This is a genomic window from Kitasatospora sp. NPDC087314 (assembly GCF_044744365.1).
In the GTDB taxonomy this organism is placed as follows: domain Bacteria; phylum Actinomycetota; class Actinomycetes; order Streptomycetales; family Streptomycetaceae; genus Kitasatospora.
In genome coordinates, this window is record NZ_JBIUYE010000009.1 from 236,254 (window position 1) to 251,438 (window position 15,185).

At 74.4% G+C, this 15,185-nt stretch carries 7 protein-coding genes; 3 read left to right on the forward strand and 4 right to left on the reverse strand.

Features of this window, described 5'->3' with window-relative positions; all coding sequences use genetic code 11:
• Window positions 1-102 precede the first annotated feature (102 nt).
• Together dxs and ACIO5E_RS21360 are read right to left on the reverse strand one after the other, a co-directional pair.
• Complete coding sequence (gene dxs, locus ACIO5E_RS21355; protein ID WP_400670041.1) at window positions 103-2,007, reverse strand: 1-deoxy-D-xylulose-5-phosphate synthase; 1,905 nt, start codon at window positions 2,005-2,007, stop codon at window positions 103-105.
• Between the two features lie 248 nt (window positions 2,008-2,255).
• On the reverse strand, window positions 2,256-3,434 hold the full coding sequence (locus ACIO5E_RS21360) for an ROK family transcriptional regulator (RefSeq protein ID WP_280677925.1): 1,179 nt from the start codon (window positions 3,432-3,434) through the stop codon (window positions 2,256-2,258).
• 441 nt (window positions 3,435-3,875) lie between these two features.
• Here ACIO5E_RS21360 and ACIO5E_RS21365 point away from each other — a divergent pair, with 441 nt between their 5' ends.
• Together ACIO5E_RS21365 and pepN are read left to right on the forward strand one after the other, a co-directional pair.
• Entirely contained in the window at window positions 3,876-5,555 is a 1,680-nt protein-coding gene (locus tag ACIO5E_RS21365; RefSeq protein ID WP_400670044.1) for a PQQ-binding-like beta-propeller repeat protein, read from the forward strand.
• A gap of 164 nt (window positions 5,556-5,719) precedes the next feature.
• Window positions 5,720-8,299, forward strand: a complete 2,580-nt coding sequence (gene pepN / locus ACIO5E_RS21370) for an aminopeptidase N (protein ID WP_400670046.1) — start codon at window positions 5,720-5,722, stop codon at window positions 8,297-8,299.
• 79 nt (window positions 8,300-8,378) lie between these two features.
• Here the strand turns inward: pepN and ACIO5E_RS21375 are convergent, their stop codons facing one another.
• Both ACIO5E_RS21375 and malQ read right to left on the reverse strand, forming a co-directional pair.
• Window positions 8,379-8,606, reverse strand: a complete 228-nt coding sequence (locus tag ACIO5E_RS21375; RefSeq protein WP_400670047.1) for a hypothetical protein — start codon at window positions 8,604-8,606, stop codon at window positions 8,379-8,381.
• A gap of 135 nt (window positions 8,607-8,741) precedes the next feature.
• On the reverse strand, window positions 8,742-10,868 hold the full coding sequence (gene malQ / locus ACIO5E_RS21380; protein WP_400670049.1) for a 4-alpha-glucanotransferase: 2,127 nt from the start codon (window positions 10,866-10,868) through the stop codon (window positions 8,742-8,744).
• A gap of 248 nt (window positions 10,869-11,116) precedes the next feature.
• Here malQ and ACIO5E_RS21385 point away from each other — a divergent pair, with 248 nt between their 5' ends.
• Window positions 11,117-15,112 carry a beta-N-acetylglucosaminidase domain-containing protein gene (locus ACIO5E_RS21385; protein ID WP_400670051.1) on the forward strand — a complete coding sequence of 1,332 codons (3,996 nt, stop codon included), beginning with the start codon at window positions 11,117-11,119 and terminating at the stop codon, window positions 15,110-15,112.
• Window positions 15,113-15,185 lie beyond the last annotated feature (73 nt).

Genomic DNA, 15,185 nt, shown 5'->3' on the forward strand with positions numbered 1-15,185 from the left:
CGCCGGTCCCGCCTTTCGGTGCGATTGTCAGCTTGTTTCGTGACGAACTGTGACAGGGTTACGACGAACGGTCGTCGACGGAACGCGCTCCGGGCTGCGCCCTCAGGCCTCGACCGGCGCCGCGTCCAGACTGCCGACCAGGGCCGTCACCTTTCGGGCGATGTCCGGGGCGTTCAGGCCGATCTCGGCCAGGATCTCGTTCCGGCTCGCGTGGTCCAGGAACTCCTGCGGGATCCCGAAGTCGCGCACCGGCAGGTCCACGTCCGCGTCGCGCAGGGCCTGCGCCACGGCGGCGCCGACACCGCCCACCCGGCCGTTGTCCTCGATCGTGACGACCACCCGGTGCTCGGCCGCCAGGCCGGGCAGGGCCTGGTCGACCGGCTTGACCCAGCGCGGGTCCACCACGGTGGCGGTGATGCCCTGGGCGGCCAGCAGGTCCGCGACCTCCAGGCTGGTGGCGGCCATCGCGCCGACCGAGACGATCAGCACGTCCGCGCGGTGCGTGCCGCCCGGCGCCTCGGCGGCGCGCAGCACGTCCATGCCGCCGATCCGGCCGACCGCGGCGACCGCCGGGCCGACCGTGCCCTTGGAGTAGCGGACCACGGTGGGCGCGTCCTTGACCTCGACGGCCTCGCGCAGCTGGGCGCGCAGCTGGTCGGCGTCGCGCGGGGCGGCCAGCCGCAGGGTCGGGACGACCTGCAGGATCGACATGTCCCACATGCCGTTGTGCGAGGCGCCGTCGCTGCCGGTGACGCCGGCCCGGTCGAGGACGAAGGTGACGCCCAGCTTGTGCAGGGCGACGTCCATCAGGACCTGGTCGAAGGCCCGGTTCAGGAAGGTCGCGTAGACCGCGAAGACCGGGTGCAGGCCGCCGGTGGCCAGGCCGGCCGCGCTGGTGACGGCGTGCTGCTCGGCGATGCCGACGTCGAAGATGCGGTCCGGGAAGGCCTCGGCGAACGGAGCCAGGCCGACCGGGTGGAGCATCGCGGCGGTGATGCCGACGATGTCCTCGCGCTCGCGGCCGATCGCGACCATCTCCTCGGCGAAGACGGACGTCCAGTCCTTGCCGGAGCTCTTGATCGGCAGGCCGGTCTCCGGGTGGATCACGCCGACCGCGTGGAAGCGGTCCTCGTCGTTGTTCTCGGCGGCGTGGTAGCCGCGGCCCTTCTCGGTGAGGCAGTGCACGATCACCGGGCCGCCGAAGCCGCGCGCCTTGGTCAGCGCGGACTCCAGGGCGGTCAGGTCGTGGCCGTCGATCGGGCCGATGTACTTGAGGCCGAGGTCCTCGAACATGCCCTGCGGGGCGATGAAGTCCTTGAGGCCCTTCTTGGCGCCGTGCAGCGTCTCGAACAGCTGCTGGCCGACCACCGGGGTGCGCTGCAGGGCGTCCTTGCCCCAGGACAGGAAGCGCTCGTAACCCCGGGTGGTGCGCAGCGTGGCGAGGTGGTTGGCCATGCCGCCGATGGTCGGCGAGTAGGAGCGCTCGTTGTCGTTGACGACGATGACGAGCGGGCGGTCCTCGGCGTCGGCGATGTTGTTCAGCGCCTCCCAGGCCATGCCGCCGGTGAGCGCGCCGTCGCCGATCACCGCGACCACCGGGTCGGAGGTGCCGCGCAGCTGGTTGGCCTTGGCCAGGCCGTCGGCGTAGGAGAGCACGGTGGAGGCGTGCGAGTTCTCGATCACGTCGTGCTCGGACTCGGCGCGGGACGGGTAGCCGGACAGGCCGCCCTTCATCCGCAGCATCGAGAAGTCCTGGCGGCCGGTGAGCAGCTTGTGGACGTAGCTCTGGTGGCCGGTGTCGAAGAGGATGTGGTCGCGCGGCGAGTCGAAGACCCGGTGCAGCGCGATGGTGAGCTCCACGACGCCGAGGTTGGGCCCGAGGTGGCCGCCCGTCTTGGAGACCTCGGTCACCAGGAAGGTCCGGATCTCCTGGGCCAGTGCGGCCAGCTGTCCGGGCGTGAGCCGGTCGAGATCGCGCGGTCCCCGAATGCGGGTCAGCAGGGCCACCCGTTCCTCCTCGTTCAGTGTTCGCGGACCGCGGGCGGTCCGACGGGCGTCGCTGCCCGGTCTGGCGGCTGGCCGGCGGTCGCGGCCGGTGCCGACCGGTCGAGTCTAATGTCCGCTTGCCGGACACCGAGCGGCGCGCCCGGTGCCACCGACCCGTTACCGCCATTCCCGGAGGTCGGCCCGGGGGTCCGCGTCAAGACGGATTGACGAACGGGCGTGCGGACCGGCTCGGGTGCGCCCCGGGCCGGTCAGACGAGCCCGAGCGCCCCGGACTCGCCCATCTCGCTCATCACCAGGGCCAGTGCACCGAGCACCTCCGCCCGGCCGCCCAGGGTGCCGGGGACCACCGAGAGCTGGCGGGCGGCGCTCGGGATGGCGTAGCGGGCCACCGAGTCGCGGATCGGGGCGAGCACCAGCTCACCGGCCTCGGCGAGGTCGCCGCCGAGGATCACCCGGCGCGGGTTGAGCAGGTTGCACAGGGTGGCGACGCCGGTGCCGATCTGCCGGCCGGCGTCGGCGATCACCCGGCGGCAGCCGAGGTCGCCCTGGTGGGCCAGCTCGACCACCCGGGTCAGGGTGAGGTCCGGGCCGAGGGTCGAGGTGAGCAGCGAGAGCAGGTAGCGGGAGCCCACGAAGGTCTCCAGGCAGCCGCGGTTGCCGCAGCGGCAGACCGGCCCGGCCTCGTCCAGGGTGATGTGCCCGATCTCACCGGCGGTGCCGCCCGGCCCCCGGTAGATCTGGCCGTTGACCACCAGACCGGCTCCGACCCCGCTGGCGATCTTGATGTACGCGAGGTCGCTCAGCCCCCGCCCGGCACCCCAGACCAGCTCGCCGAGCGCGCCCAGGTTGGCGTCGTTGTCCACGTGCACCGGCATGCCGAGCCGCTCGGCCAGCTCCCGGCCCGGGGCGATGCCCGTCCAGCCGGGCAGGATCGCGGTGGAGCCGAGCGCGCCGGTCTCCACGTCGATCGGGCCGGGCACGCCGAGGCCGACGCCGATCACCTTGTCCGGGCGGAACCCGGCCTGCTGGAGCAGCCGCTCCACCATCGCCTCGGCCCGGTCGAAGCCCTGCGCGGCGGAGACGTCCACGTCGATCGGGGCGCTCTCCTCGGCCAGCACCCGGTGCGCGAGGTTGCCGACCGCGACCCGCAGGTGGGTGTGGCCGAAATCGATGCCCACCACGATGCCGGCGTCCCCGCTGAGCGAGACGCTGCGCGCGCGCCGGCCGCCGGAGGAGGTGTCGGCGACCACGACGGTGCCGCTCTCCTTCAACTCCCGCACGATGTTGGACACGGTGGCCGCGGAGAGGCCGGTGCCGCGGGCGATCTCGGCCTGGGTCAGCGAGCCGGCCATCCGCACCGCACGCAGCACCCGTTCCAGGTTCGCCCGGTGCAGTGACGACTGCGAGCCCGGTGTGTCCGTCGACATGATCCACCCTCCCAGGGCGGGGACCCCTCCGCCGGACGTCCCCTTCAACTCCTGAAGGGTAGGGCCTGTGCCGTGGATCGGCGCGGATCGGACCTGAGACCGACCGGCACACGGTCTTGGCCGAGGCCGGTGGGACCGGCGGCGGCCGGGGCGGGGAGCAGCGCGGCCGGCACGGTCGGGAGCTGCGGAAACGGGCTACGGGAGTCCTGGCGTTGGCCGAAAACCACTCACCACTACCATGGTGCCCTATCTCACGCGTCCCCCCGGAACCGCGGACGGTACCGGCAGGGGGCACTTCCAGACATGACGGGGAATCAGATGGCAGGGGATCACCCTACGCCGGGGGCGGGCGAAAAGCCCGGCAGCGGGCCGCAGGACAACCGGGGCGTCTCGTTCGGGCGCCCGCCCGGCGGCGTGGACCCGGCCGCCGTGGCGGACCAGATGACACAGCTCGACGGCTCGGCGATCCCGGGCCCGGCCTCGCCCGCCGGACCGCCTCCGGCCCAACCGCCGGCACCGCCCGCGCAGCCGCCGGCCGGCGGCGCCGGGTTCCAGCCGTACGCGCCGACCGCGGCCGCCTTCCCCAGCCAGGCCCCGCCGCCGCCGGCCGGTGCACCGATGGGCCCGTACGACCCGGTGCCCGGTGGTGCCTACGGCGCGCCGGACGCCGGGCAGGCCTACGGCGCCGGCTACGGATACCCGCAGCAGCAGCCCGGGTACGGCTACCCGGGTGCGCCGGTGCCCCCCGCACCCAAGCAGCGCAACCCCGTGATGCTCTGGGGCGGGATCATCGGCGGCGTCCTGGCGATCGCCATCGTCGCCGGGCTGATCGTGCTCCTCAAGGGCAACGACCCCGACCCCACGCCGAATGCCAGCTCCGGCGGCACCACCACCTCGGGCGGCACCACCTCGGGCGGCACCGCCGGAGGCACCGTCACCGACGCCCCGACCGCCGACGGCACCAGCGGCGGGGCCGGCTACAACATCGCGTGGAGCGCCGCCAAGGCCGCCAACGCGGACAGCAGTTCGCAGATGCTCGGCATCTGGGGCACCGACAAGGTCGCGGTGCGCGCCGACAGCGCCGGCATCCGGGCGTTCAACACCTCGGACGGCAAGGAGGCCTGGACCATCCCGGTGCCGGCCGGCAGCAAGGAGCTATGCAGCGCCTCCTACTCGACCAACTCGAAGAACATCGCCGCCGTCTCCTTCAACACCGGTGACAGCGACTGCTCCACCGTCGGCGCCGTCGACATCAGCCAGGGCAAGCTGCTGTGGACCGTCAAGGTCTCCAACGACCGGGTGTCCTCGCCGACCCTCAGCGTCACGGACAAGGTGGTCGCCATCGGCGGCAACGTGGTCGGCGGCCTGAGCATCGACAACGGCTCCGCCGTCTGGCAGTTCCAGCCCCGCGACAAGGACTGCAGCCTCTACGGCCGCGCGGCCGGCAACCAGCTCGCGGTCAGCGACCGCTGCTACGGCGGCTCCGGTCCCAAGTCGCAGCTGGTGATCGTGGACGCCGACAGCGGCAAGGCCGCCAGCACGCCGATCACCCTCACCGGCACCATCGAGCGGATCGACAAGGTCGTCCAGGACCAGCCGCTGGTGCTGCTGATGAGCAGCGGCCCGAACGGCGACTACATCCTGCCGTTCGACAAGACCAACAAGCCCGGGAACCAGATGTCGGTCAAGGAGCCCGGCGCGGACAGCCTGCGCCTGTCCGGCCAGTCCGACGCCTACACCCAGAACGTGGTCAGCGGCACCACCCTGTACGCCCAGATCACCGGCACCAAGTCGGCCGTCAACGCGTACGACCTGACCACCGGCAAGCGCCTCTGGTCCGCCGCCAGCGCCACGTCCAGCCAGGACATCCGGCTGGTGTCCGGCACCGACAAGGACGGCAAGGCCCGCGCCATCGTCAGCCAGGGCTACAACAAGCCCGCCCGGCTGGTGACGCTCTCGCCGACCGACGGCTCGATGACCGACCTCGGCACCATGGCCATGCCCAACGGCCTGGACATCGGGATGAGCCTGTCCGAGTACGTCGTCTCCACCGACGGCAGCGCGGTGTACGCCTTCCGCCGCGGCAGCTCCGACGCACCGCTGACCAAGTGGAAGAAGTGACGCCGCGGGGCTGACCCCCCACCGGGCGCGGGCCCTCGGGCCGGACGGGGCGGGGCGGGAACGGGCCATCGGCCCGGGCCCGCCCCGCCTGCGATTTTTCCGGCGGCTCGTCCGTTGGGTCGTGGGAGGATTCGCCCCATCAGCCTGACGAAGGAGTGCAGCGAGTGCCCGGCACCAACTTGACCCGCGAGGAGGCCCGCACCCGGGCCGACCTCCTCCACGTGGACGCGTACGACATCGAGCTCGACCTGAGCTCGGCCCGCGAAGGTGGCACCTTCCGGTCCACCACCGTGGTCCGGTTCACCGCCACGACCCCCGGCGCGGACACCTTCATCGACCTCGTCGCGCCGAGCGTCGAGGAGATCACCCTCAACGGCGCGCCGCTCGACCCGGGGAGCTTCACCGACAGCCGGATCCCGCTGCCGAACCTGGCCGCGGAGAACGAGCTGCGCGTCGTCGCCAACTGCGCCTACACCAACACCGGTGAGGGCCTGCACCGGTTCGTCGACCCGGTCGACGGCGAGACCTACCTGTACACCCAGTTCGAGGTGCCGGACGCCCGCCGAGTCTTCGCCTCCTTCGAACAGCCCGACCTGAAGGCCGCGTTCGCGTTCACCGTGACGGCCCCCACGGGCTGGGTCGTGGTCTCCAACTCGCCCACCCCGGCCCCGGTCGGCGAGGGCTCCGCGCAGGTGTGGACGTTCGAGCCCACCGGCCGGATCTCCAGCTACATCACCGCGCTGATCGCCGGCCCGTACGTCGGCGTCTTCGACACCTACGAGAACGGCGCGCAGAAGGTGCCGCTGGGCGTCTACTGCCGCCCCTCGCTGCGCGAGTTCCTGGACGCCGAGGACGTCTTCGCCGTCACCAAGCAGGGCTTCGACTACTTCCAGGAGAAGTTCGACTTCCCCTACCCGTTCGCGAAGTACGACCAGCTGTTCGTCCCGGAGTTCAACGCCGGTGCGATGGAGAACGCGGGCGCCGTCACCCTGCGCGACCAGTACGTGTTCCGCTCCAAGGTCACCGACGCCGCGTACGAGGCCCGCGCCGCGACGATCCTGCACGAGCTCGCCCACATGTGGTTCGGCGACCTCGTCACCATGGAGTGGTGGAACGACCTCTGGCTGAACGAGTCCTTCGCCACCTTCGCCGAGGCCGTCTGCCAGGCCGAGGCCCCCGGCTCGAAGTGGCCCCACTCCTGGACCACCTTCGCCAACCAGATGAAGACCTGGGCCTACCGGCAGGACCAACTGCCGTCCACCCACCCGATCATGGCCGACATCAACGACCTGGAGGACGTCCAGGTCAACTTCGACGGCATCACCTACGCCAAGGGCGCCTCGGTGCTCAAGCAGCTGGTGGCCTACGTCGGCCAGGACGCCTTCTTCCAGGGCGTGCAGGCCTACTTCAAGCGCCACGCCTGGGGCAACACCCGCCTCAGTGACCTGCTCGGCGCCCTGGAGGAGGCCAGCGGCCGCGACCTGCGGACCTGGTCCAAGGCCTGGCTGGAGACCGCCGGCATCAACGTGCTGCGGCCCTCGATCGTGCTGAACACCGACGGCGAGATCGAGTCCTTCGCCGTCCTCCAGGAGGCCCCCGCGCTGCCCGCCGGCGCCAAGGGCGAGGCCGTGCTGCGCCCGCACCGCATCGCCATCGGCCTGTACGAGCTCGCCGACGGCGCGCTGGTGCGCACCGACCGGATCGAGCTCGACGTCGACGGCCCGCGCACCGAGGTGCCCGAGCTCGTCGGCCGGCACCGCCCGGCCGTCGTGCTGCTCAACGACGACGACCTCTCGTACGCCAAGATCCGGCTCGACGAGGACTCGATGACCGTCGTCACCGAGCACCTCGGCGGCTTCACCGAGTCGCTGCCGCGCGCCCTGTGCTGGGCCTCCGCCTGGGACATGACCCGCGACGGCGAACTCGCCGCCCGCGACTACCTCGCGCTCGCCCTCGCCGGCATCGGGCGGGAGAGCGACATCGGCGTCGTGCAGTCCGTGCAGCGCCAGGTCAGGCTCGCCCTCGACGCCTACACCGACCCCGACTGGCGCGAGCAGGGCCTCGCCCGGTGGGCCGCCGCCGCCGAGGAGTACCTGCGCGCCGCCGAACCCGGCAGCGACCACCAGCTCGCCTGGGCCCGCACCCTGGCCTCCGTCGCCCGCACCGACGGGCAGCTCGGCCTGCTCAGCGGCCTGCTCGACGGCACCGCCGAGATCAAGGGCCTCGCCGTCGACACCGAGCTGCGCTGGAGCCTGCTCATCCGGCTCTGCGCCACCGGCCGCGCCGACGAGGCCGCCGTCACGGCCGAGCTGGCCCGCGACAACACCGCGGCCGGCCAGGAGCACGCCGCCACCTGCCGCGCCGCCCGGCCCACCGCCGGGGCCAAGGCCGAGGCCTGGGCCGCCGTCGTCGAGTCGGACACCCTCACCAACTACGTCCAGGAAGCGACCATCGCCGGCTTCCAGCAGAGCGACCAGCGCGAGCTGCTCGCCCCGTACGCGGCCAAGTACTTCGCGGCCGTCAAGGACATCTGGGAGACCCGCAGCCACGAGATCTCGCAGCAGATCATCGGCGGGCTGTACCCGTCGCTGCAGGTCACGCAGGCGACGGTGGACGCGACCGACGCGTGGCTGGCCGAGGCCGAGCCGGCGCCGGCGCTGCGGCGCCAGGTCGTCGAGGCCCGGGCCGGGATCGAGCGCGCGCTCAAGGCCCAGGCGGTCGACCGGGCGGCCGGCGCCCGCTGACCCGCTGAAAAGCCTCGAAGGGGCACCGGAGAGATCCGGTGCCCCTTCGAGGCTTGTGCGGTCCTGGTGGACGCGGCGGCTACTTCTTCTTGCCCTTGCCGTACGGCAGGCCCGCGAGGGCGGCGATGATCGCGAAGGCGGCGATCGGGATCAGCACGTACAGACCGATGGTCTGGCCGACGCTCAGGCCGGAACCCGGGTCGTCGCCATCGTCCCGGGTGAAGGCCATGGCGGGCGACGACAGCAGCATCATCAGCGTGACCGTTGCGGAGACCGCGCCGGCTCGCAAAGCGTTCCTCTTGTCCACGTTTCCAACTTACCCGCCCCTTACGCGCCCCCGCGCGCCGGGGTCGGCCCTTCGGGCACGGGGTTCGGGGACGGGGGCGCAGGTGGGGGCCGGGTCGGCCGGTCGGGGACGGGGGCGCTCGACAGTCGGACGGGTTCAGACCGACGGGTGGGGCCCGGGCGGGGCCAGCAGGTGGGCGAGCAGGCGGGCGGCCGGGGTGGCGGCCAGGCGGTCGAGGGTGACCGGGTCGCCGGCGTGGTCGGCGACCGGCAGGCGCCAGTTCGGGTACTGGTCCCAGGTGCCGGGCAGGTTCTGCGGACGCGGGTCGCCGACCAGGTCCGGCAGCCAGACCCCGACCAGCTCCGCCGGGGTCGAGCGCAGGAAGCGGTACAGCACCGGCATCGACAGCGGCTCACCCGGGGTGAGCAGCCCCCGCCGGGTCAGCTCGGCCCGCCAGTCCGCCAGCTCGGCCGCCGCCTCCTCCTGTTCCTCGCCCAGCGGACGGGCCAGCAGCCCGAGCCGGTGCCGCAGCTCGACGTGCTCGCCGGAGAGCCGGGCCGCGGTGCTCGGCAGGTCGTGGGTGGTGAGGGTGGCCAGGCAGCCCGGGCGCCAGCGGTCCGGGGCGAGGATCTCGCCCCCCGCCTGCCAGTCCCGCTCGAACCAGAGCACCGACGTCCCCAGGATGCCGCGCGCCGCCAGCTCCTCCCGGACGCCCGGCTCCACCGTGCCCAGGTCCTCGCCGATCACCGCCGTCCCGGCCCGGTGCGCCTCCAGGGCCAGCACGCCGAGCATCGCCTCCGCGTCGTAGCGAACGTACGCGCCCTCGGTCGGCGGGTGGCCGTCCGGCACCCACCAGAGCCGGAACAGGCCCATCACGTGGTCGATCCGGAGCGCCCCCGCGTGCCGGGCCGCCGCGCGCAGCAGCTCCGCGTACGGGGCGTAGCCGGCCGCGGCCAGCGCGTCCGGGCGCCAGGGCGGCAGGCCCCAGTCCTGGCCGTGGGCGTTGAAGGCGTCCGGCGGGGCGCCGACCGAGATGCCGCCGGCCAGGACGTCCTGGAGCGCCCAGGCGTCGGCGCCGTCCGGGTGGACGCCGACGGCCAGGTCGTGGATCAGGCCCACCGGCATGCCGGCCCGGCGGGCCGCGCGCTGGGCGTCGCCGAGCTGCTGGTCGACCTGCCAGGCGAGCCAGCGGTGGAACTCGACCCGGTCGGCGAGGTCCCGCGTGGCCTGGCCGACCTGTGGGCCGTCCGGGTGACGCAGCCCCTTCGGCCAGCCGTGCCAGTCGGCGCCGTGCACCTCGGCGAGCGCGTTCCACAGCGCGTGCCGGCGCAGCCGGTCGCCCTCCCGGCGCTGGTACGCCTCGTACGCGGCCTGGCGGCCGGCCCCGCGCGGCACCTCGTGCAGCAGTTCCAGCGCCTCGCGCTTGAGCGTCCAGACGGCGTCCCGGTCGATCAGGCCGTCGTGCGCCAGCACCTCGTCGCGCAGCCGGGCGGCCCGGCGGCCCAGTTCCTCCGCCTCGGCCCGCTGGTCGCCCGTCAGGTAGGCGTACTCGGGCACCGCCTCGACCCGCAGGTGCACCGGGTCGGCGAAGCGGCGGGAGGAGGGGCGGTAGGGGGACGGGTCGGCGGGGGCGGTGGGCAGCGCCTGGTGCAGCGGGTTGATCTGGACGAAGCCCGCGCCGAGGCCGGCGCCCGCCCACTGCACCAGTTCGGCGAGGTCGCCGAGGTCGCCCATGCCCCAGGAGCGGTCGGACAGGACGGAGTACAGCTGGGCGAGGAACCCCCAGCCGCGGCCGGGGAGCGCGGGCAGCTGCTCGGGGGCGACGATCAGCGCCGCCTCGCTCTTGCCCTCGCCCGTCTCGGCCCTGAGGACGTGTCGGCCGAGCGGCAGGTCGGCCGACAGCCAGTGCGAGTGCCCGCGCGGCAGCTCCCACACCCCGCCGTCCTCCAGCGCCACGTGCAGCCGCGCGTCGGCCGGCACGTCCAGCGCCGTCCGCCGCCCGGCCCGCACCACCACGCACGGCGGCAGCAACCGGGCCTGCTGCTCGGCCCGGTGACGCTCCAGCGCCTCCCGCACCTCCTCCGGCGTCCCCGCCGCCACCCCCAGTGCCCCCAGCACCGCGACCAGCGTCCGGGCCCCCACGGCCGGACCCCCCGGCCCCGGATTCCGGGTGTCCACCCCGTACGCCTGCGCCAGCGCCACCAGCTCCGCCGGCGGTGGTGGCGCGTCCTGCGCCGGTACCCTCAGCCCGTCGGCTCCGTCACGGTCGAGATAAGCGGCCACTCGCGGCTCCTGCGATGTCTCGGCAACGCCTGGTCAGGACGACCACAGTCCTACCCGGGTGACGGCCCGACGACGCTGCGCGACACGAGCGCGCGGGTGGATCGGTCGGGTGCCGGGGGCTCTCACAGCAGCTTCACCGAATTCGCCAATCGGGGTAAAGCGGGCATAGCAGTCGGCTGCGTTGACACCGGGTTTGGGTAGCTGGTGGGGTTGCGGCGATGTGGTCCAGGCCTGGCGAGGAGGCCCCTGTGCAAGCCCGAGTGTCCGTTGTGGCCGGGCGGCGGCTGCGGCAGCAGCTGGAGCAGAGTGCGGCGCTGCGGGAGGTGCTGTACCACCCGACGGCGCTGGCGGCGCGGCGGGCCACGGCGCGGACGTGCCGTCAGCTGGCGCCGAGGACGGCGGACCGGCTGATCGCCGACCTCAAGGGGACGGAACCGCTGTTGGCGTCGGTGCGGGCGGAACGGGCCGGGCGGGCGGCGGGGCCGCCGGGGCGGCGGACCCTGCAGATCGCGGCGGGTGTCGTGGCGGCGGCGGTGGTCGGCGGGCTGCTGGCCGGGCCGGTGCCGTCCGCGGCGGCGTACGCGGCGACCGGGCCGGACGTGGTGAGCAGCGCGCCGCAGACGCCGCTGGGGAGCGTGACGAACCCGCAGGTGTTCCCCCGGCCGCAGGAGCAGACGGTGGCCGGGAAGCCGGTCGCGGTGCCGGCCGCGGTGACGCTGGTGCCCGCGCCGAAGGTCGACTACGGCGCGGTCGACGCCGTCCACGAGGTGCTGGGCGTCGCCGGGGCGACGGACGTGACGCCGCGGCCCGACGCCGGGACGCCGGCCGCCGGATCGCTGGTGGTGTACGTCGGCGGGCCGGCCGAGGGCGCCGACGGCGCGGTGGACCGGGCGCTGCGCGAGCTGTCCGCCGCAGCCGGCGGCAAGGACGGCGCCGCGCCCTCGACCGCGGGCCTGCCGGCCGGCGGGTACGTGCTGTCGGCCGGCCAGCTGCCCGCCCAGGGCGGCGGGACGTACGGCGTGGTGGTGCTGGCGGGCGCGGACGCGGCGGGCACCTTCTACGCCGCGCAGAGCCTGCGCCAGCTGCTCGCCGCCGTACCGGCCGGGCAGGGGCAGGCACCGGGCGCCGCCGGACTCGGCCTGCCAGGGATCACGCTGCGGGACTGGCCGAGCGGCGCGCCGGTGCGCGGCACCGCGGAGGCGTTCTACGGCACCCCGTGGACCGCGCAGCAGCGGCTCGACCAGGTCGACTTCCTCGGCCGCTCCAAGCAGAACTTCTACCTCTACGCCCCCGGCGACGACCCGTTCCGGCTCTCCCGCTGGCGCGACGCCTACCCGGCCGCCCGGACCGACGAGCTGCGCGAACTGGGCGGCCGCGCCCGGCAGAACCACGTCACCCTCGGCTACGCGATCGACCCGGGCCAGTCGCTCTGCTTCAGCTCCGGCAAGGACGTGGACGCCCTGGTGGCCAAGCTGGACGGGCTGCGCAAGCTCGGCTTCACGGCCTTCCAGCTGCAGTTCCTGGACGTCAGCTACGACGAGTGGCACTGCGGTGACGACCGCGACGAGTACGGCACCGGGCCCGCCGCGGCCGCCAAGGCGCAGGCCGAGCTGGTCAGGAAGGTGCAGGACCGGCTGATCGCGAAGAACCCGGGCCTGGCCCCGCTGTCCGTCGTGCCCACCGAGTACCACCAGCAGGGCGCCACGCCGTACCGCAAGGCGCTGGCCGCGGCGCTGCCGGACGGGGTGCAGGTGGCCTGGAGCGGGGTCGGGGTGATCCCGGAGAAGATCACCGGCGCCCAGGCCGCCGACACCGGTGCCCTGTACGGGCACCCGCTGGTCACCATGGACAACTACCCGGTCAACGACGCCAGCCCGGACCGGCTCTTCCTCGGCGCCTACACCGGGCGCGAGCCGGAACTGGCCACCCGCTCGGCGGTGATGCTCACCGGCGCCATGCAGCAGCCGGTGGCCTCCCGGATCGCCCTCGCCACGGCCGGCGACTTCGCCTGGAACCCGATCGGCTACAAGCCGGAGGACTCCTGGCAGGCCGCGGTGCGCTCGCTCGCCGGCCCGACCGGTGCCGGCAGCACGCCCGCCGGCAGCGCCCTGTCCGCGGTCACCGCGCTGGCCGGCAACAGCTCCTCCTCGCCGCTGTCCGCGCAGGAGTCCGGCTACCTGACGCCGCTGCTCGACCGGTTCTGGGCCAACGCCGAACCCACCTCGGGCACCGCGCCGGACCTCGCCAGGCTGATAGCGGCGGCCGCGCCGCTGCGCGAGGCCTTCGCCGCGATGGCCACCGCCCAGCAGACCCTCACCGGCACCCAGGCCACCGCCCAGCTCGCCGCCGAGGCCGCCCCCTGGCTCGCCCCGCTGCGCGACTACGGGCAGGCCGGGCAGGCCGCGCTGGACATGCTGCTGGCCCAGCACGGCGGCGACGGCGCGGCCGCCTGGAAGGCCCGGGTGCAGCTCAACCGGCTGCGCGAGCAGCTCGCCCAGAGCCCCGCCACGATCGGCGCGGGCGTGCTCGGCCCGTTCCTGGAGCGCGCCGTCCGGGCTGCCGACAACTGGGCCGGGGTGGTCGGCGGCGGGGTCACCCCGACCACCACCATGGGCACCGCGCAGGACCACCTGCCCGCGCTGATGACCGACGGCGTGGCCGACACCTTCTACTGGAGTTCCGCTCCCCCGCAGCCCGGTGACGCGGTCGGCGTGGACCTCGGCAGCGGACGTCCGGTCGGCTCCGTCACCGTGCTGATGGGCTCCTGGGGCGGCGGGCCGGACGGCCAGAACGCGGTCGACGACTACATCCGCGACGGCGTGCTGGAGTACACCACCGGCGAGGGCGGCTGGCAGCCGCTCGCCACGGTCAGGAACCAGAAGACGATCAGCGCCCGCCTGCCGGCCGGCACGGTGGTGCGGGCCGTACGGCTGCGGGCCACCGCCGCCCAGAAGACCGCCGTCGCGGTGCGCGAGTTCAGCGTCACCGCGCCCGACGACGCCCCGGCCAGCGTCACCGGCGGCCCCGACGCGCTGCCCGGCTCCTCGGCGGCCTCGGTGCTGGACGGCAACCCGGACACCGCGTACCGGGCCGCCAAGCCGCCGACCGCGCAGGACGAGCCGCTCACCGTCGAGCTGGGCACCGCCCGTCCGCTCGACCGGCTCACCGTGCTCACCGACCCGAGCGTGCACGCCACCGCCACCGTCTCGGTGCGCCGGCCGGACGGCGGCTGGACGGACATCGGCACCGTGCAGCCCGGCTACAACGAGCTGCCGGCCGGCGGGCAGGTCGCCGACGCGTTCCGGCTGGCCTGGAAGCCGGGCGGCGACCCGCCGGTGGTCAACCAGGTGATCCCCTGGTACTCGGACGTCCCGGCGGCCCGGCTCAGCCTGTCCGACCCGGCCCTGGACGTGGTGACCGGCGCGGCCGCGCCCACCCAGACCCGGGCCACCGTCGAGGCCGGGCGCCCCGAGGGGACCAGCGGCGAGCTGCGCACCGAGGTGCCGGCCGCCGCCAAGGGCCTGACCGTGGCCCCGGCGAGCGGGGTGACCGTGCCGCGCGGCGGCCGGGTGGGCGTGCCGCTGCTGGTCAGCGCCGCCCCCGGGACGCCGTCCGGGACGTACCAGGTGCCGGTGCAGTTCGTGGCCGGCACCACCACGGTGAAGCAGGTGCTCCAGGTGCACGTGGTGCCGCCGACCGGCGGGCCGGACCTGGCGCTCGGCGCCAAGGCGACCTCCTCGGGCGACGAGACGGCCAACTTCCCCGCCTCGGCGGTCGCCGACGGCGACCCGAAGACCCGCTGGTCCTCCCCCGCCAAGGACGACGCCTGGGTGCAGCTGGAACTGCCGCAGGCCGCCCGCCTGGGCGCGGCGGTGCTGCACTGGCAGGCCGCGTACGCCGCCTCGTACAAGCTCCAGGTCTCGGCGGACGGGACCACCTGGACCGACGCGGCGACGGTGGACAACGGCAAGGGCGGCGACGAGACCGTGCGCTTCGACGCGGTCGGCGCCCGGTTCCTCCGGGTGCAGGGCGTGGCCCGGGCCACCAAGTACGGCTACTCGCTGTGGGGCGTCGAGCTGTACGCCGTCACCCCGCCGGCCCAGCCGCCGACCGTACCCCCGGCGCAGCCGGGCGGCACCCCGGCCACCCCGGCCACCCCGCCGTCCACGGCCCCGGTCCAGCCGACCACCCCGGCCACGCCCCCGGCGACCGCGCCGACGGGCGGGTCCGCGCCGAAGCAGTAGCCGCCGGCCGGCCGAGCAGGCGCGGGAGCGCCCGGACAACGCGGCGGGCCGCCGTGCTCCCCGGTGGGGGGCG

Bases quoted from the DNA above. Each gene is read 5' to 3' on its own strand.
- ACIO5E_RS21360 (WP_280677925.1), bottom strand. From the start codon at position 3,434: ATGTCGACGGACACACCGGGCTCGCAGTCGTCACTGCACCGGGCGAAC.
- ACIO5E_RS21365 (WP_400670044.1), top strand. From the start codon at position 3,876: ATGACACAGCTCGACGGCTCGGCGATCCCGGGCCCGGCCTCGCCCGCC.